The organism is Pseudomonas tremae (genome assembly GCF_001401155.1).
GTDB lineage: Bacteria > Pseudomonadota > Gammaproteobacteria > Pseudomonadales > Pseudomonadaceae > Aquipseudomonas > Aquipseudomonas tremae.
The window spans coordinates 19,104-38,239 of the sequence record NZ_LJRO01000486.1; the positions used below are offsets into that span (position 1 = coordinate 19,104).

General features: G+C 57.8%; 14 protein-coding genes. 9 read left to right on the forward strand and 5 right to left on the reverse strand.

The features are described from left to right. Positions 1-49 precede the first annotated feature (49 nt). From ALO43_RS26905 to sucD, 5 genes are all read left to right on the forward strand, one after another. Positions 50-2,881, forward strand: a complete 2,832-nt coding sequence (locus ALO43_RS26905; protein WP_005896976.1) for a 2-oxoglutarate dehydrogenase E1 component — start codon at positions 50-52, stop codon at positions 2,879-2,881. 41 nt (positions 2,882-2,922) lie between these two features. After that, complete coding sequence (odhB, locus tag ALO43_RS26910; protein ID WP_024691093.1) at positions 2,923-4,146, forward strand: 2-oxoglutarate dehydrogenase complex dihydrolipoyllysine-residue succinyltransferase; 1,224 nt, start codon at positions 2,923-2,925, stop codon at positions 4,144-4,146. A gap of 172 nt (positions 4,147-4,318) precedes the next feature. Further along, positions 4,319-5,755, forward strand: a complete 1,437-nt coding sequence (lpdA, locus tag ALO43_RS26915; RefSeq protein WP_024669577.1) for a dihydrolipoyl dehydrogenase — start codon at positions 4,319-4,321, stop codon at positions 5,753-5,755. Positions 5,756-5,963: 208 nt separating this feature from the next. Beyond that, positions 5,964-7,130: an ADP-forming succinate--CoA ligase subunit beta gene (sucC, locus tag ALO43_RS26920; RefSeq protein WP_002552981.1), complete on the forward strand. Its 1,167-nt coding sequence runs from the start codon at positions 5,964-5,966 to the stop codon at positions 7,128-7,130. Further along, a complete protein-coding gene (sucD, locus tag ALO43_RS26925; protein WP_024669578.1) occupies positions 7,130-8,011 on the forward strand; it encodes a succinate--CoA ligase subunit alpha in 882 nt (293 codons plus the stop codon). The genes sucC and sucD overlap by 1 nt, the downstream gene beginning before the upstream one ends. 99 nt (positions 8,012-8,110) lie before the next feature. Here sucD and ALO43_RS26930 read toward each other — a convergent pair whose 3' ends face one another. After that, entirely contained in the window at positions 8,111-8,686 is a 576-nt protein-coding gene (locus tag ALO43_RS26930) for a GNAT family N-acetyltransferase (RefSeq protein WP_024669579.1), read from the reverse strand. Between the two features lie 301 nt (positions 8,687-8,987). Here ALO43_RS26930 and brnQ point away from each other — a divergent pair, with 301 nt between their 5' ends. Next, positions 8,988-10,301: a branched-chain amino acid transport system II carrier protein gene (gene brnQ / locus ALO43_RS26935; RefSeq protein ID WP_054998419.1), complete on the forward strand. Its 1,314-nt coding sequence runs from the start codon at positions 8,988-8,990 to the stop codon at positions 10,299-10,301. A gap of 97 nt (positions 10,302-10,398) precedes the next feature. Here brnQ and ALO43_RS26940 read toward each other — a convergent pair whose 3' ends face one another. Next, positions 10,399-10,659, reverse strand: coding sequence for a lipoprotein (locus ALO43_RS26940; protein WP_005738079.1), 261 nt, complete (start codon positions 10,657-10,659; stop codon positions 10,399-10,401). A gap of 313 nt (positions 10,660-10,972) precedes the next feature. Between ALO43_RS26940 and htpG the strand changes: the two genes are divergently transcribed. After that, on the forward strand, positions 10,973-12,880 hold the full coding sequence (gene htpG, locus ALO43_RS26945; protein WP_005897009.1) for a molecular chaperone HtpG: 1,908 nt from the start codon (positions 10,973-10,975) through the stop codon (positions 12,878-12,880). An 89-nt stretch (positions 12,881-12,969) separates the two neighbouring features. Beyond that, complete coding sequence (locus ALO43_RS26950) at positions 12,970-13,698, forward strand: dienelactone hydrolase family protein (RefSeq protein ID WP_054998420.1); 729 nt, start codon at positions 12,970-12,972, stop codon at positions 13,696-13,698. 254 nt (positions 13,699-13,952) lie between these two features. Here the strand turns inward: ALO43_RS26950 and fabB are convergent, their stop codons facing one another. From fabB to ALO43_RS26965, 3 genes are all read right to left on the reverse strand, one after another. Then, positions 13,953-15,176: a beta-ketoacyl-ACP synthase I gene (gene fabB, locus ALO43_RS26955; protein WP_005897014.1), complete on the reverse strand. Its 1,224-nt coding sequence runs from the start codon at positions 15,174-15,176 to the stop codon at positions 13,953-13,955. Between the two features lie 10 nt (positions 15,177-15,186). Beyond that, on the reverse strand, positions 15,187-15,702 hold the full coding sequence (gene fabA, locus ALO43_RS26960) for a 3-hydroxyacyl-[acyl-carrier-protein] dehydratase FabA (protein ID WP_005897017.1): 516 nt from the start codon (positions 15,700-15,702) through the stop codon (positions 15,187-15,189). 220 nt (positions 15,703-15,922) lie between these two features. Further along, the gene (locus ALO43_RS26965; protein WP_054989503.1) at positions 15,923-17,827 is read right to left on the reverse strand and encodes an ATP-binding protein; all 1,905 of its coding nucleotides are present in this window, start codon (positions 17,825-17,827) and stop codon (positions 15,923-15,925) included. Between the two features lie 280 nt (positions 17,828-18,107). On the opposite strand from ALO43_RS26965, the gene ALO43_RS26970 reads away from it, so the two are divergent. After that, on the forward strand, positions 18,108-19,133 hold the full coding sequence (locus ALO43_RS26970) for an NAD(P)H-dependent glycerol-3-phosphate dehydrogenase (protein WP_024669584.1): 1,026 nt from the start codon (positions 18,108-18,110) through the stop codon (positions 19,131-19,133). Positions 19,134-19,136 lie beyond the last annotated feature (3 nt).

Consider the following 19,136-nt stretch of genomic DNA (forward strand, 5'->3'; position numbering starts at 1 on the left):
TGCTCTGGTGTCTTCGCCGGTGGTGTCCCCTTACCGAGGGTGACCAAGCATGCAAGAAAGCGTGATGCAGCGCATGTGGAACAGTGCCCACCTATCCGGTGGTAACGCTGCCTATGTGGAAGAGCTCTATGAGCTCTACCTGCACGACCCTAACGCTGTGCCAGAAGAATGGCGCACCTACTTTCAGAAGTTGCCAGCAGACGGCAGCTCTGCCACCGATGTATCGCATTCGACTATTCGCGATCATTTCGTGTTGCTGGCCAAAAACCAGCGCCGCGCTCAGCCGGTCTCCGCCGGTAGTGTGAGCAGCGAGCACGAGAAGAAGCAGGTTGAAGTGCTGCGACTGATCCAGGCTTATCGGATGCGTGGCCATCAGGCTGCTCAGCTCGATCCGCTGGGCCTTTGGCAGCGTCCTGCGCCTGCTGACCTGTCGATCAATCATTACGGCTTGACCAATGCCGATCTGGACACGACTTTCCGTGCCGGTGACTTGTTCATTGGCAAAGAGGAAGCGAGCCTACGCGAAATTCACGAAGCGTTGCAGCAGACATATTGTCGCACCATCGGCTCCGAGTTCACGCACATCGTGGATTCCGAGCAGCGCAACTGGTTCATGCAGCGACTCGAGAGTGTTCGTGGCCGTCCGGCTTTCTCGGCCGATATCCAGAGCCATCTGCTTGAGCGCGTTACCGCGGCGGAAGGTCTCGAGAAGTATCTGGGCACCAAATACCCAGGCACCAAACGCTTCGGTCTGGAAGGCGGTGAAAGCCTGATTCCGATGCTCGACGAGCTTATCCAGCGTTCCGGGTCCTACGGTACCAAGGAAGTTGTCATCGGCATGGCCCACCGTGGTCGTCTCAACGTGCTGGTCAACACCTTCGGCAAGAACCCGCGCGACCTGTTCGACGAGTTCGAAGGCAAAAAGAAAGTGGAGCTGGGTTCCGGTGACGTCAAATATCACCAGGGCTTTTCTTCCAATGTCATGACCGCAGGCGGTGAAGTTCACCTTGCGATGGCATTCAACCCGTCTCACCTGGAGATCGTTTCTCCGGTGGTCGAAGGGTCGGTGCGTGCGCGTCAGGATCGTCGTAACGATCCGAATGGCGACAAGGTGCTGCCGATTTCCCTCCACGGCGACGCGGCTTTTGCCGGTCAGGGCGTGGTCATGGAAACCTTCCAGATGTCGCAGACTCGCGGCTTCAAGACGGGCGGCACGATCCACATCGTTATCAACAACCAGGTGGGTTTCACCATCAGCAACCCGCTGGACTCGCGTTCCACCGAGTACGCCACCGACGTTGCCAAGATGATTCAGGCGCCGATCCTCCATGTAAATGGTGATGATCCGGAAGCCGTGATGTTCGTCACCCAGTTGGCGATCGACTACCGCATGCAGTTCAAGCGGGACATCGTCATCGATCTGGTCTGCTACCGCCGTCGCGGTCACAACGAAGCTGATGAGCCTAGTGGCACTCAGCCTTTGATGTACCAGCAGATCACCAAGCAGCGCACTACCCGTGAACTGTATGCCGAGCATCTGATCAAGACAGGCGTTCTCGACGAGGCCCGTGTCCAAGCCAAGGTCGATGACTACCGCAGCGCGCTGGACAACGGCCTGCACGTGGTGAAAAGCCTGGTCAAGGAGCCGAACAAGGAATTGTTCGTCGACTGGCGTCCGTATCTGGGCCACGCCTGGACTGCGCGTCACGACACCCGCTTCGATCTGAAGACTTTGCAGGAACTGTCGGCCAAGCTGATGGAGCTTCCGGAAGGCTTCGTCGTGCAGCGTCAGGTACAGAAGATCTACGAAGATCGCCAGAAGATGCAGGCCGGTGGCTTGCCGATCAACTGGGGCTACGCGGAGACCATGGCATACGCCACGCTGGCGTTTGAAGGTCACCCGATCCGCATGACGGGTCAGGATATCGGTCGAGGTACGTTCTCGCACCGTCACGCCGTTCTGCACAACCAGAAAGATGCAGGCACCTACATCCCGCTGCAGAATCTGTATGTCGGCCAGCCGCGTTTCGACCTGTACGACTCGTTCCTTTCGGAAGAGGCTGTGCTGGCATTCGAATACGGTTACTCGACTACCCAGCCTGATGCGCTGGTTATCTGGGAAGCCCAGTTCGGCGACTTCGCCAACGGTGCCCAGGTGGTTGTCGATCAGTTCATTACCAGCGGCGAGCACAAGTGGGGCCGTCTGTGCGGCCTGACCATGCTCTTGCCTCATGGCTATGAAGGGCAGGGGCCAGAGCACTCTTCGGCACGTCTCGAGCGTTACCTGCAATTGTGTGCCGAGCACAACATTCAGGTATGCGTACCGACGACTCCGGCGCAGATCTACCACCTGCTGCGTCGTCAGGTTATCCGTCCGCTGCGCAAGCCGCTGATCGTGCTGACACCGAAATCGCTGCTGCGTCACAAGCTTGCTGTCTCGACCCTCGAGGATCTGGCCGAAGGCTCGTTCCAGACCGTCATTCCGGAAATCGATACTCTCGATCCTGCGAAGGTCACACGTCTGGTGCTGTGCAGCGGCAAGGTCTACTACGACCTGCTGGAAAAACGCCGTGCCGAAGGTCGTGAAGACATCGCTATCGTTCGCCTCGAGCAGCTGTATCCGTTCCCTGAAGATGACCTGATGGAAACCATCGCGCCTTACACCAATCTGCAGCACGTGGTCTGGTGTCAGGAAGAACCGATGAACCAGGGCGCCTGGTACAGCAGCCAGCACCATCTGCGTCGCAGCATGGGCAATCACAAACGCGAGCTCGTTCTCGAGTACGCCGGTCGTGATGCCTCCGCTGCGCCAGCCTGTGGCTACGCTTCGATGCACGCCGAGCAGCAGGAAAAACTCCTGCGCGATGCCTTCACTGTTTAACGCCTTCGAGCATTAGAAACCGAATTAAGGAATTACAGATAATGGCTATCGAGATCAAAGCCCCCTCTTTCCCGGAATCAGTTGCCGACGGCACCATTTCCAAGTGGTACAAAAAAGAGGGTGATGCGGTAAAGCGCGACGAGATGCTGGTCGATATCGAGACTGACAAGGTTGTCCTCGAAGTGTTGGCCGAAGCTGACGGCGTGATGGGCGCGATCACCAAGGAAGAGGGTGCCATCGTACTGTCCAACGAAGTGCTCGGGACATTGAATGACGGCGCTACGGCATCTGCTGCTCCGGCACCTGCTGCTGCGCCTGCTTCGGTACCAGCCGCTGCACCGGCTGCATCTGCTGGCGAAGAAGACCCGATTGCCGCGCCTGCTGCGCGTCAACTGGCTGAAGAAAACGGCATCAACCTGACCAGCGTGAAAGGCACCGGTAAAGACGGTCGTATCACCAAGGAAGACGTCGTTGCTGCCGTTGAAGCGAAGAAATCCGCTCCAGCCGCTGCTCCAGCCGCCAAGCCTGCTGCAGCTGCTGCTCCTGTCGTCGCCGCTGGCGATCGCACCGAGAAGCGCGTGCCGATGACTCGCGTGCGTGCAACGGTTGCCAAGCGTCTGGTCGAAGCCCAGTCGAACATGGCAATGCTGACTACCTTCAACGAAGTCGACATGACAGAAGTCATGGCACTGCGCTCGAAGTACAAGGACCTGTTCGAGAAGTCGCACAATGGCGTACGTCTGGGCTTTATGTCCTTCTTCGTCAAGGCGGCTACCGAAGCGCTGAAACGCTTCCCGGCTGTCAACGCTTCAATCGACGGTTCCGACATCGTCTACCACGGTTATGCCGACGTCGGCGTGGCGGTTTCCAGCGATCGCGGTCTGGTCGTGCCGGTTCTGCGTAACGCAGAACACATGAGCCTGGCTGAAATCGAAGGCGGCATCGCTACCTTCGGTAAAAAAGCCCGTGACGGTAAGCTTTCCATCGACGAGATGACCGGCGGTACCTTCACGATCACCAACGGTGGTACTTTCGGTTCGATGATGTCGACGCCGATCGTCAACCCGCCACAGGCTGCAATTCTGGGCATGCACAACATTCTGCAGCGCCCGATGGCAGTCAACGGTCAGGTTGTGATTCGCCCGATGATGTATCTGGCGCTGTCTTACGATCACCGTTTGATCGATGGTAAAGAAGCAGTAACTTTCCTCGTTACCATCAAGAACCTGCTGGAAGATCCAGCTCGTCTGTTGCTGGATATCTGATGAGGCAGCCTCGAGTCGCAGGTTTTATGCTTCAAGCCAGAAGCAAAAGGACGTGCACTCGGGGCCGATGTGTTTTACCTAATCAATAGGTCGCAAGTCGGCCTCGCGTTAAAACGCGGACTGACTTGCAGCTTGCAGCTAAAAGCTTGCAGCTAAAGAGGAACTCTTTGTTATGTCCCAGAAATTCGACGTGGTAGTGATTGGCGCAGGCCCTGGCGGCTATGTTGCCGCCATCAAGGCAGCGCAACTTGGTCTCAAGACTGCCTGCATCGAGAAATATCAGGACAAGGAGGGCAAACTGGCCCTCGGTGGTACCTGCCTGAACGTTGGTTGCATTCCATCCAAGGCGCTGCTCGACAGCTCCTGGAAATTCTACGAAGCCAAGAATGGCTTCGCGGTACACGGCATTTCCACATCCGAAGTGGCCATCGACGTACCGGCCATGATCGGTCGCAAGTCGACCATCGTAAAAGGCCTGACCGGCGGCGTTGCCAGCCTGTTCAAAGCCAACGGTGTGACCACCCTGCAAGGTCATGGCAAATTGCTGGCCGGCAAGAAAGTCGAACTGACAGCTGCCGACGGCACTGTTGAAATCATCGAAGCGGACCACGTGATCCTCGCTTCGGGCTCGCGTCCTATCGACATTCCGCCAGCTCCGGTTGACCAGAAAGTCATCGTCGATTCGACCGGCGCACTGGAGTTTCAACAGGTTCCGCAGCGTCTGGGCGTTATCGGCGCGGGCGTGATCGGTCTGGAACTGGGTTCGGTCTGGGCTCGCCTCGGCGCTCAGGTCACTGTCCTGGAAGCACTGGACAAGTTCATCCCTGCCGCCGACGAAGCTGTTTCCAAGGAAGCACTGAAAACCTTCACCAAGCAGGGTCTGGATATCAAGCTGGGCGCTCGCGTGACTGGCTCCAAGGTCAATGGCGAAGAAGTGGTTGTCAGCTACACCGACGCCGCAGGCGAGCAGTCGATCACCTTTGATCGTCTGATCGTAGCGGTAGGCCGTCGCCCTGTTACCACCGACTTGCTGGCTTCGGACAGCGGCGTCGATCTGGACGAACGCGGTTTCATCTACGTCGATGACTACTGCACCACCAGCGTTCCCGGCGTTTACGCCATCGGTGACGTGGTACGTGGCCTGATGCTGGCCCACAAGGCTTCGGAAGAAGGCATCATGGTTGTCGAGCGCATCAAGGGCCACAAGGCTCAGATGAACTACAACCTGGTCCCATCGGTTATCTACACCCACCCGGAAATCGCCTGGGTCGGCAAGACCGAACAGACTCTCAAGGCCGAAGGCGTTGAAGTCAATGTCGGTACGTTCCCGTTCGCAGCCAGTGGCCGTGCCATGGCTGCCAACGACACCGGTGGCTTCGTCAAGATCATTGCCGACGCCAAGACCGATCGCGTATTGGGTGTTCACGTTATTGGCCCGAGTGCTGCAGAGCTGGTACAGCAAGGCGCAATCGCTATGGAGTTCGGCACCAGTGCAGAAGATATCGGCATGATGGTCTTCTCGCACCCGACGTTGTCCGAAGCGCTGCACGAAGCTGCACTGGCTGTGAATGGCGGTGCCATCCATATTCAGAATCGCAAGAAACGCTAAGACAACAAGAGAAACCACGACGCAGTGCCCGTCGTGAGCCTTGCCAGCAGGGCTTACCGCGGAATCTGCGCCGGACTCGACCTCTCAGGCGGCTCATCGAGTGTCCAGTGGCACTTGTGGAGTCCACCCGGAGTAGCGGTCACAGGTGGTGCGGCACGCTGACGTGCAGCACCGAATGCGCAGTACCTAAACGAAGACGGTAATAAGCATGAATCTTCACGAGTATCAGGGTAAGCAGCTGTTCGCTGAGTACGGCCTGCCAGTATCCAAAGGTTACGCGGTAGACACCCCGGAAGCAGCAGCGGAAGCCTGCGACAAGATCGGCGGGACCGAATGGGTTGTCAAAGCCCAGGTTCACGCGGGTGGTCGTGGTAAAGCGGGCGGCGTAAAGCTGGTTCGCAGCAAGGAAGATGCAGCAGCCTTCGCTCAACAGTGGCTGGGCAAGCGTCTGGTGACTTACCAGACTGACGCCAATGGTCAGCCAGTGACCAAGATCCTGGTCGAGTCCTGCACCGATATCGCCAAAGAGCTGTATCTGGGCGCAGTAGTTGACCGTTCCAGCCGTCGTATCGTGTTCATGGCCTCCACCGAAGGTGGCGTGGACATCGAGAAGATCGCTCACGACACTCCTGAAAAGATTCTCAAGGCTACTATCGATCCACTGGTTGGCGCACAGCCATTCCAGGGCCGCGATCTGGCTTTCCAGCTTGGCCTGGAAGGCAAGCAGGTCACTCAGTTCGCCAAGATCTTCACCGGCCTGGCCAAGCTGTTCCAGGACCACGATCTGGCTCTGCTGGAAGTGAACCCGCTGGTGATCAAGGCTGACGGCGATCTGCACTGCCTTGACGCCAAGATCAACATCGATGCCAACGCCATGTACCGTCAGCCAAAGCTGAAGGGCTTCCACGATCCTTCGCAGGACGATCCTCGCGAAGCTCACGCTGCCAAGTTCGAACTGAACTACGTAGCGCTGGAAGGCAACATCGGTTGCATGGTTAACGGTGCTGGCCTGGCCATGGGTACCATGGACATCGTCAACCTGCATGGCGGCAAGCCTGCGAACTTCCTTGACGTTGGCGGCGGCGCCACCAAGGAACGCGTTACCGAAGCGTTCAAGATCATCCTGTCCGACACCAATGTCGCCGCAGTACTGGTCAACATCTTCGGCGGCATCGTTCGTTGCGACATGATTGCCGAAGGCATCATCGGTGCAGTGAAAGAAGTCGGCGTGAAAATCCCGGTTGTTGTTCGCCTTGAAGGCAACAACGCTGAACTGGGCGCTAAAGTACTGGCAGAAAGCGGTTTGAACATCATCGCTGCTACCAGCCTGACCGACGCTGCTCAACAAGTTGTCAAAGCCGCGGAGGGCAAGTAATGAGCGTCCTGATCAATAAAGACACCAAGGTTATCTGCCAGGGCTTCACTGGTTCGCAAGGTACTTTCCACTCCGAACAAGCCATTGCCTACGGCACCAAAATGGTCGGCGGCGTGACTCCAGGCAAAGGCGGCACCACGCACCTGAACCTGCCAGTGTTCAACACTGTGAAAGAAGCGGTAGACACCACTGGCGCAACTGCCAGCGTTATCTACGTTCCAGCTCCTTTCTGCAAGGATTCCATCCTTGAAGCAGCGTTCGGCGGCATCAAGCTGATCGTCTGCATCACCGAAGGCATCCCGACCATCGACATGCTCGAAGCCAAGGTCAAGTGTGACGAACTGGGTGTGGTCCTGATCGGTCCAAACTGCCCAGGCGTCATCACTCCAGGCGAGTGCAAGATTGGCATAATGCCAGGTCACATCCACTTGCCAGGCAAAGTAGGCATCGTGTCGCGTTCCGGCACCCTGACTTACGAAGCTGTGAAGCAGACCACTGACGCCGGTTTCGGTCAGTCCACCTGCGTCGGTATCGGTGGTGACCCGATCCCGGGTTCGAACTTCATCGACATCCTGAAGCTGTTCCAGGAAGACCCGCAGACCGAAGCGATCGTCATGATCGGCGAGATCGGCGGTTCGGCTGAAGAAGAAGCGGCTGCCTACATCAAGGCTCACGTGACCAAGCCGGTTGTTTCCTACATCGCAGGTGTGACTGCTCCTCCGGGCAAGCGCATGGGCCATGCCGGTGCAATCATCTCCGGTGGCAAAGGTACTGCAGACGAGAAATTCGCTGCACTGCAGGACGCTGGTGTGAAAACCGTGCGCTCCCTGGCAGACATCGGCAAGGCCCTGGCCGAGCTGACTGGTTGGCCGACCAAGTAAGCTTCGCTTACTGATTCGAGCAATCGACAAAAGCCACCTTCGGGTGGCTTTTGTTTGGGCGTGTGATAAGCCTCATCGGGGGTGTTCAGGCCAGCCTGGCTACCCGCTGTTTTTTTCCAGCCATTCGTCCTGCGTCAGTTCCCATATTTGCTCCTTCGTCATGCCGCAGACAAATTGCGATTCCTGAACGGTTACAAGGCGCATGCCCTCGCGCTGCGACAGGCGACATGAAGCCTCATTCAAGGCTGATTTGGCCACGCGCAGAACCGGGCGGCTCAATGTTTCAAACCAGAAGCGGTCAATCGCAACGCAGACTTCAGACATAAGGCCTAGCCCCTGATAGGCCGGCGAAAGCCAGAAGCCCCGGTTGTTATCCTCTTCGTCCATCATGCATGCGCTGCCGATCAGCTGCTGCTGATTACTGCGCAGTCGAATCGACCAGTGCCATTCTTCCCCCTCCTGCATCGCAGGCAGGGCGTCCTCGCGCAGATAGCGCAGAGCTTCGCCCTCAGGGTAGGGCCAGGGCACGTGATGAGTCAGATAGCGCACGACCTCCCAGTGATTGAACAGGATCTGCATGGCAGGTGCGTCTTCGATCTGCAACGGCAGCAGTGCAAGGCGTGGCGTATACAGGGCAGGGGTGAGAACCGCAGGCCGGGTTTTCGCTTCGGGCATGGAGATGATTCATCGACAGCAGAGATGCCAGTCAATCTACCCACCTATCAACGCTTGGTCTGTCGGACATTTCCGAATAACCAGCAGTTTGTTCGACTGCCGTTTAAGGGTGCGTCGTCGGGCGATGCGCCCTGAGACAGTGCATTTTCGGTCGAAGTTGGCTACCCTGTGCGACGTTTTTGCGGGGCCCTCACGAGGGGCGTTTCGCAAGGTACTGCCACGTCTTACGCCGACGGGCTGCGTCTGCCCCATCCATGGGTGACGTCCCATCCCTTATTTCGACTTCGTGTGGTCCCTCGTAATGAAAGTTTTGAAAGGTCAGGACATCCTGGCACTCGGTTTCATGACATTTGCCCTGTTTGTCGGGGCAGGCAACATTATCTTTCCGCCCATCGTGGGCCTGCAGGCCGGGCCGCACGTATGGATAGCGGCGTTGGGTTTTCTGGTCACGGCGGTCGGCTTGCCGGTCATCACGGTGATCGCTCTGGCCAAGGTCGGCGGCGCGATGGATGCGTTGAGCAGCCCGATCGGCAAGATTGCAGGTGGCGCGCTCGCGGCGGTCTGCTATCTGGCGGTCGGTCCTTTGTTTGCGACCCCACGCACGGCGACTGTGTCGTTTGAAGTCGGTCTTGCGCCGTTGACGGGCGACAGCCCATTGGCGCTGTTCCTCTACAGTCTGGTGTATTTTCTGGTGGTGTTCTGGGTTTCTCTGTATCCGGGCCGGTTGCTGGACACGGTCGGACGCTTTCTGGCCCCGCTCAAGATCATTGCGCTGTCGGTGCTGGGCATCGCGGCATTTGCCTTGCCTGCGGGTGTAACCGGGGAGGCTGAGCCGGCTTATGCCGCTGCACCGTTTTCTCAGGGCTTCATCAATGGCTACCTGACGATGGACACTTTGGGTGCGCTGGTTTTCGGGATCGTCATCGTCAATGCCATCCGCTCGCGCGGTGTCGAGTCGCCGCGTCTGATCACCCGCTACGCGATCATCGCGGGGCTGATTGCCGGGGTCGGGCTGGCGCTGGTGTATGTCAGCCTGTTTCGTCTGGGCTCCGGCAGTCATGCGGTTGCGGCTGGCGCCAGCAACGGCGCCGCGGTCCTGCATGCTTACGTGCAGCACACCTTCGGTTCGCTGGGCAGTGGGTTTCTTGCCGTGCTGATTTCACTGGCTTGTCTGGTCACGGCAGTGGGCCTGACCTGCGCTTGCGCCGAATACTTTGCCAAAGTGTTGCCGTTGTCCTACCGAACGCTGGTGATCATTCTGGCGGTGTTCTCTCTGCTGGTCTCCAATCTGGGGCTGACCAGGCTGATCCAGTTTTCGATTCCGGTGCTGACGGCTATTTATCCACCGTGCATCGTGCTGGTCGCGCTGAGCTTCTGCAAAGGGCTCTGGCAGAGTCAGGGCAGGGTGGTTGCGCCTGTCATGCTGGTTTCTTTCGTTTTTGGCCTCATCGACGCGCTGAAGGGCGCAGGATTCGGTGAATACCTGCCGAGCGCGCTGACCAGCATGCCGCTGAGTGATCAGGGGCTGGCGTGGCTGGTGCCTTCGGTCATCACCCTGGCGGGTGCTGTGGTTGTCGACCGGGTCATGGGCAAGCGCAGCGAGGCGCTAGCCTGAACGCTCAGGCGTTGCGGTAAAGGATTACCGGCTAAATCGTGCTCAATGAAAAGGCCCGCTCAAAGCGGGCCTTTCTTGTTTTGCGAGCATGCCAGCCTTACTTGGTGGCTGGTGCTGCTTCCGGCGCCTTGTTGGCGTTTTCTGCGGCGCGCTGCTGTGCGGCTTCTGCGTTTTTCTGAGCAGCTTCCTGGCTTTCCTTGGCGGCGTCATTCACTTTGTCCTGAGCCTTTTCCATCGACTCCTGGGACTGCTGAGCTGCCTTGTTGGCATCTTGCTGGGTGTTTTCGGACTTTTTGTCACAGGCAGCAAGGCCCAGGGTGGCAGAAAGCATCAGGGCATAGGCTAAAGATTTACGCATGGGGTGTTTCTCCTTATTGATTATTCACGTGGCTAAGAGCGTGCGCCAACCCTTTAAGTTCCAGACGCGAGCAGAATATCCGAAGCGGTTGTTCCGCGGGCGTTACAGCGCCGTGAGGTGGACAGGATCGGGAAGGTTGCGAGGCGCCACTCAGCCACTCGTTTTGCGTCGCATTCGGGCGCATTGAACAGAGCTCTGACATTTCCTGCTCTTGAAATCCCCAAGCCAGCCCCCACCTTGAAGACTACCCGCTGTCACGGGGCTTACGCCTGATTGTGACGGCTTATACCATCCAGATCGGAGTTTGATGATTATGAGTGTGGAAACTCAAAAGGAAACCCTGGGCTTCCAGACCGAGGTAAAGCAACTGCTGCACCTCATGATCCATTCGCTGTATTCCAACAAGGAAATTTTCCTTCGCGAATTGATCTCGAACGCGTCTGACGCGGTCGACAAATTGCGTTTTGAAGCGTTGTCGAAGCCCGAGCTGCTGGAAGGCGGTGCCGAGCTCAAGATTCGCGTGAGTTTCGACAAGGATGCGAAGACCGTTACCCTTGAAGACAACGGCATCGGTATGAGCCGTGAAGATGTGATTACCCATCTGGGCACCATCGCGAAGTCCGGTACCGCCGATTTCATGAAAAACCTGTCGGGCGACCAGAAGAAGGATTCGCACCTGATCGGTCAGTTCGGTGTGGGTTTCTACTCGGCATTCATCGTTGCCGATCAGGTAGAAGTGTTCAGCCGTCGCGCCGGTACACCATCCAGCGAAGGCGTTCACTGGTCCTCCAAAGGCGAGGGCGAGTTTGAAGTTGCCAACGTCGAGAAGGCCGAACGTGGTACGCGTATCGTGCTGCACCTGAAAAACGGCGAAGATGAGTTCGCAGACGGTTACCGTTTGCGCAATATCATCAAGAAATACTCCGACCACATTGCTCTGCCAATCGAGCTGCCCAAAGAGCAGGCTCCGGCAGCCGAAGGCGAAGAGACACCAGCGCTGGAGTGGGAGACCGTCAACCGCGCCAGCGCACTCTGGACCCGCCCTCGCGCCGAGGTGAAGGACGAGGAGTATCAGGAATTCTACAAGCACGTTGCCCATGATTTCGAGAACCCGCTGAGCTGGAGCCACAACAAGGTCGAAGGCAAGCTGGAATACACCTCGCTGCTGTACGTGCCGGCACGTGCCCCGTTTGATCTGTATCAGCGTGAAGCGCCGCGTGGCCTTAAGCTTTATGTACAGCGCGTATTCGTCATGGATCAGGCCGAGTCGTTCCTGCCCCTGTACATGCGCTTCGTCAAGGGTGTGGTCGACTCCAACGACCTGTCGCTGAACGTTTCCCGCGAAATCCTGCAAAAAGACCCGATCATCGATTCGATGAAGTCTGCGCTGACCAAGCGCGTGCTGGATATGCTGGAGAAGCTGGCGAAGAACGAGCCCGAGCAGTACAAGGGTTTCTGGAAGAATTTCGGTCAGGTCCTCAAGGAAGGCCCGGCGGAAGACTTCGCCAACAAAGAGAAGATCGCCGGTCTGCTGCGTTTCGCCTCGACGTCTGTCGACGGTGGCGAGCAGAGCGTTGGTCTGGCCGAATACCTGGCGCGCGCCAAGGAAGGTCAGGACAAGATCTACTACCTTACTGGTGAATCCTACGCGCAGGTCAAGAACAGCCCGCACCTCGAAGTGTTCCGCAAGAAGGGCATTGAAGTCCTTCTGCTGACCGATCGTATCGACGAGTGGCTGATGAGCTACCTGAACGAGTTCGATGGCAAGAGCTTCGTTGATGTTGCGCGTGGCGACCTTGATCTGGGCAACCTCGATTCCGAAGAGGACAAGAAAGCCCAGGAAGAGAGCGCCAAGGACAAGGAAGGCCTGATCGAGCGTCTGAAGGCTGCGCTTGGTGAGTCGGTGAGTGAAGTTCGTGTCTCCCACCGCCTGACTGATTCCCCGGCAATTCTGGCCATCGGCGAGCAGGATATGGGTCTGCAGATGCGTCAGATTCTGGAAGCCAGTGGGCAGAAGGTTCCGGATTCCAAGCCGATCTTCGAGTTCAACCCGGCTCACCCGCTGATCGACAAGCTTGATGCCGAGCAGAGCGAAGAGCGTTTTGGCGATCTGTCGCACATCCTGTTCGATCAGGCGGCTCTGGCTGCTGGCGACAGCCTGAAAGATCCGGCCGCTTATGTACGCCGTTTGAACAAGCTGTTGGTAGAACTGTCGGTTTGATAGCCGATTGACAAGAAACCCGCTTCGGCGGGTTTTTTGTTTCAGTCCCTTAACACGTCTTTTGTGTTTCCAGTGATCAGGAGTCAGCAATGAGCAGCAATATCAATGTACGTTCTGTGGTCTATCAGATTGATGGCCAGCCTTATGAAAGTCGTCTGGTGTATGACGTTGACGCTGTTGCGCCACAACCGGGCCTGCTGATGGCGCCCAACTGGATGGGCGTCAGTCAGGGTGCCGAGGAGATTGCCAGGGCGGTCGCCGCGAAAGGCTATGTGGTTCTGCTGGCTGACCTTTATGGTCAGCAGGTGCGCCCTGGTAACAATGACGAGGCGGGCGCTGCCATGACGCCTCTCAAGAACGACCGCGCCTTGTTGCGCAAGCGCATGCAGGCAGGTCTTGATCAGCTGCTGAGTCAGGCTGATGTGTCGCTGGATACCAAGCAGATTGCGACCTTCGGTTTCTGCTTCGGTGGCTGCTGTTCACTGGAACTGGCGCGCACCGGTGCCGATCTGAAAGCTGCCATTTCGTTTCATGGCACGCTGGACACGCCCAACCCTGCTGACGCCAACAATATCAAGGGTTCGGTGCTGGTCCTGCATGGTGCTTCCGACCCACTGGTGCCGAAAGAGCAGTTGCCTGCTTTTGAAGATGAAATGAACGCTGCCGGTGTTGACTGGCAATTGCATAGCTACGGCGGTGCCTTCCACTCATTCACCGACCCGCACGCCAACGTGCCGGGCATGATGATGTACGACGCCAAAGTGGCTGGACGCGCCTTCAAATCGATGCATGACCTGCTGGGTGAAGTGTTCGGTTAAGGTGCTTTCGCTCGGCGTTATACCTATGTCTTGAGGCCCTCGGAAACGTGGCCTCTACCTGAAGGGCGCGGCCCCAGAGCTGGTTGAAGACTTGTGCCTGATTTGCCGTATCTACCGGTTTTGCTGCCGGCTCCCGGCAGATCGCGAACACGTTCGCTCCCACGCCCTTCGGGCCGAGGCCCAATCTCCCAACCCTTCAGGCATAAAAAAAGGCGCCTTTGAAAGGCGCCTTTTTTTGTGTTGCGAGGGCCGTGTTACTTGCCCTGCCAGCGCTTCAATACCAGCGTGGCGTTGGTGCCGCCAAAACCGAAGCTGTTGCTCATGACCAGGTCGATTTTTGCATCTTCACGGGTTTTGAGCAGGATAGGCATGTCGGCAATTGCAGGGTCCAGCTCGTCGATGTTTGCGGAGCCGGCGATGAAGTTGTTCTCCATCATCAGCAGGCAGTAGATCGCTTCGTGAACGCCGGCGGCGCCCAATGAGTGGCCTGACAGACTTTTAGTGGAGCTGATGGCAGGAGCGTTGGCGCCGAAAACTTCGCGCACACCTTCCATTTCCTTGGCGTCACCGACTGGCGTCGAAGTGCCGTGGGTGTTGAGGTAGTCGATGTCGTTCTTGTCGACGTCGGCCAGCGCCATCTGCATGCAGCGAATTGCACCTTCACCGCTCGGCGCAACCATGTCGTAGCCGTCGGATGTAGCGCCGTAACCCACGATTTCTGCGTAGATTTTTGCGCCACGAGCCAGTGCGTGCTCGAGCTCTTCGACGACGACCATGCCGCCACCGCCGGCAATCACGAAACCGTCACGCTTGGCGTCGTAGGCGCGGGAGGCTTTTTCCGGTGTTTCGTTGTACTGGGTGGACAGCGCGCCCATCGCGTCGAACAGGAACGACTGGCTCCAGTGCTCTTCTTCACCACCGCCAGCAAAGACGATGTCCTGCTTGCCCAGCTGGATCTGCTCGACAGCGTTGCCGATGCAGTGAGCGCTGGTGGCGCAGGCGGACGAGATGGAATAGTTGACGCCCTTGATCTTGAATGGCGTGGCCAGGCAGGCCGAAACGGTGCTACCCATGGTCCGCGTTACGCGATATGGGCCCACGCGCTTTACGCCTTTCTCACGCAGGGTGTCCAGCGCTTCCATCTGGTTCAGCGTCGAGGCGCCGCCGCTGCCGGCAATCAGGCCGGTGCGAACGTTGGACACCTGATCATCACTCAAGCCAGAGTCGACAATCGCGTCTTTCATCGCCAGGTAGGCGTAGGCAGCCGCGTGGCCGACGAAGCGATAGATCTTGCGATCGATCAGCTCTTCCAGATTCAGGTCGATGGAGCCGGAAACCTGGCTGCGCAGACCCATTTCGGCATATTCCGGGTTGAAGCGGATGCCAGGGCGGTTAGCACGCAGGTTAGCGGTGACGGTCTCTTTGTCATTGCCCAAGCAGGAAACAATACCCAGACCAGTGATAACGACGCGGCGCATGCGAGTACCCTTAGAAATTTTCAGTGGAAGTAAACACGCCGACCCGAAGGCCTTCGGCGGTATAGATTTCACGACCGTCGACACTCACTGAACCGTCGGCAATGGCCAGGTTCAGTTTGCCTTTCAGGACGCGCTTGATATGAATGTTGTAAGTGACTTTTTTGGCGGTAGGCAGCACCTGACCAAAAAATTTGACTTCGCCCGAACCCAGAGCACGGCCGCGGCCGGGATTGCCCTGCCAGCCAAGATAGAAGCCAACCAGCTGCCACATGGCATCGAGTCCGAGGCAGCCGGGCATGACCGGATCACCTTCGAAGTGGCAGGCGAAGAACCACAGGTCAGGATTGATATCCAGCTCTGCGACCAATTCACCTTTGCCGAACTTGCCGCCTTCTTCGCTGATATGGGTGATGCGATCAACCATGAGCATGTTGGGGGCGGGCAATTGCGCATTACCTGGGCCGAACAGCTCGCCGCGACTGCAGCGCAGCAGGTCTTCCCGGGTAAAGGCGTGTTGTTTGGTCATGCGAGCTCCTCAATAATCTTGTGCGGCAGGTTGTGGCGCCACTGGCTCGAACGTCGGTTCTGGCGCACTCATTCGCCAGGACCCTGTCCGGCAGCCTACTCATAGACTGTTGCGTTGTAATGAAAGTCACAGCTCAGGTGAAATCAAGGTACACCTGTACACTGAATTTTATCGGCCAGCCGATTTTACGGGCCGATATGGGTGTCAAGACTGCCGCAATTTAACATTTATCGCCAGTCGCAGATGCTTGAAAAGACAACCAGCGCTGTAAAACCTGCTGTAAATCAGCATGTTTGAAAGGCTTTGGCAGGTAATCGTCCATGCCGGCCTGCAGGCAGGCATCCCGATCACCCTGCAACGCATTGGCAGTCAGCGCGATGATTGGGATTCGCTCCAGCCCGGAAAGTTGCCTGATTCTGCGTGTCGCTTCATATCCATCCATGACCGGCAGTCGGCAATCCATCAGGATCAGTGCATATTTTCCCACCCCGGCTTTCGCCACCGCCTCGACGCCATCGACCGCGACTTCGACCTCGCAACCCAGATTATGCAGCATGGCTTGAACCACGGTTCGGTTCACCGGGTTGTCTTCGACCAGCAATATGCGGCGCGCCTTGCCCTGCGCATCAAGTACTGACAGCGGTTCAATGATATCGACCGGGGCATTGCGCGAGACTGGCAGGGGAATTTGCAGCGTGAAGACCGACCCCGCACCTTCTTCGCTCTGGGCATGCAAGGTTCCACCCATTCGTTCGGCCAGGGTGCGTGCAATCGGCAGCCCCAGCCCGGTCCCGCCGTAACGCCGGGAGATCGAGCTGTCGGCCTGTTTGAAAGCGTCGAACATGGACTCCAGACGCTCTGCATCTATGCCGATGCCGCTGTCGTGTACCTTGCAGGTAAACCTCAGATGATCTTCGTCGAGCATCGCCCAGTCGGCCTCGACGCAGACCTTGCCCTGTTCGGTGAATTTCAGTGCGTTGCCTATCAGGTTCACCAGGATCTGACGAATCCGGGTCGGATCGCCGATGACCGCAAGTGCCTCCAGCCCCGGCTTTATCTTCAGCTCCAGTGACAGTTTGCGTTGCAGGGCGCTGTGATTGAACGCATGCGTCGAGGCGTTGATCAACTCGACCAGATTAAACGCGATGCCCTCCATCTGCAGGGCATCACGCTCGATACGCGAGAAGTCGAGAATATCGTTGATAACCCGCAGCAGGTGTTCAGTGGACTCGGTTGCCAATGTCGCATATTCGCTCTGCTCATCGGTCATGCGCGTGGTTTCCAGCAGTTGCAGCATGCCCAGCACGCCGTTCATGGGCGTGCGCAGCTCGTGACTCATCATCGCCAGAAAATCCGACTTGGCGCGGTTGGCCTGCTCGGCTTCCTCGCGCGTCTGGATCAACTGGGCCACAGAACGTTGCTGTTCGAGGCTGGTGCGGTGGAGGTTTTCGGCCAGATTATTGATGTGCCGCGCCAGCGCACCGAGTTCGGCGTCGTCGCTCACGGGCAAAGGCGTGTGGTAATCCCCTTGCTGAATGGCCTTGAGTGCCTCGCCCATCCGACTGATCGGGCTCGACAGGCTCAAGGCCAGCCGCCGGGCCAGCAGGAAGGTAAACGCCAGTGCGCACAACGCGAGGATTGCGGCCTTGAGCAGTATTTCCTGCTGGCGCTGGCTGAACGCCTCGCTGGACATGCCTACAAGAACCCTGCCCAGATAGTCCTGAGACACAGTGGCGGGTTTGCCATGCAGCAAGGCGTGCGACGCACGGACAGGGGCCTGGAAGATTTCCATCTGCCTGGCCTGCGGCTCCTGTTCGCGTGGCTGGTCTATGTACACCATGACCGTGTTGGAACTGTCCTGAATTTCCACATAACGCACGCCAGGCATGGACAGGGTCGCACGCATCAGGGGCTTCAGGCCCTCGATATCGCCAGCCGTAACGCCTGGCTCTACCGCCGGAGCCAGTTGATTGGCGATCAATTGACCGGTGTGGTTGAGCTCCTCACGCAGGTCCTGAATACGCACGAAGGTGAAAAAGCCTATGAGTAGAGCCGTCAGCAGCAGGGCAGGCCCGAGGCTTATGATCTGCGTGCGGGTATTGATGTCCCAATGCCGAAACGTCATCGGCTGGACGCCCTGCAGGCAAGACGGTGCAGCTTGAATCCGGTGTATGCGTCCATGCCTGTGCGCTCGGTGTCCCTGTTGATTGCAGAATGTGCAAATGGTATGCGTGCATGTTAACCGAGATGACGTCGGTTGCCAGTGTGCGTGTACTTCTCTGTGGCACGTTATCCCCGACAAGGTGTCAGTGATGCATGCGTTGTCAGCGTTTGCTGCTGGCCGATGCTCCGCCGCTCCGTATAATGCAGAGATCGCCACTTGATGGCACTGGATGGATAGTTCTATGACCACACAGCAACCAGTTGCGGTTCTTGGTGGTGGCAGTTTCGGTACTGCCATTGCAAATCTGCTGGCCGAGAACGGTCATCAGGTTCGCCAGTGGATGCGCGATCCGGAGCAGGCGGAGGCCATTCGCGTCAATCGCGAGAACCCTCGTTACCTTAAAGGCATCAAGGTTCGCCCTGAAGTCGAGCCGGTGACTGACCTCACCGCGGTACTCGAAGGCAGCGAACTCATTTTCGTCGCACTGCCATCAAGTGCCCTGCGCTCGGTACTGTCGCCTCACGTCGAGTGCCTGAGCGGCAAGATGCTGGTGAGCCTGACCAAAGGCATCGAGGCGCAGAGTTTCAAGCTCATGAGCCAGATTCTGGAAGAGATCGTCCCTCAGGCTCGCATCGGGGTCTTGTCCGGTCCGAATCTGGCCCGCGAGATCGCCGAACATGCATTGACTGCCACCGTGGTGGCCAGCGAAGACGAGGCGCTGTGTGAGCAGGTTCAGGCTGCCTTGCACGGCAGGACATTTCGCGTCTATGCCAGCAATGACCGTTTTGGCGTCGAGCTGGGCGGTGCCTTGAAGAACGTCTACGCGATCATTGCCGGCATGGCCGTTGCGCTGGAGATGGGCGAAAACACCAAAAGCATGCTGATTACCCGTGCGCTGGCGGAAATGACCCGTTTTGCCGTCAGTCAGGGCGCCAATCCGATGACCTTTCTGGGGCTGGCGGGGGTGGGCGATCTGATCGTGACCTGTTCTTCGCCTAAAAGCCGTAATTATCAGGTCGGGTTTGCCTTGGGGCAGGGCCTGTCTCTGGAGGAGGCGGTGACTCGCCTGGGCGAAGTGGCCGAGGGTGTAAACACGCTCAAGGTGCTCAAGGTCAAGGCTCAGGAGGTGCAGGTCTACATGCCGCTGGTCGCCGGACTGCATGCGATTCTTTTTGAAGGCCGCACGCTCAGCCAGGTCATTGAGGCACTGATGCGCGCCGAACCCAAGACAGACGTCGATTTCATTTCGATCACCGGTTTCAATTGAATT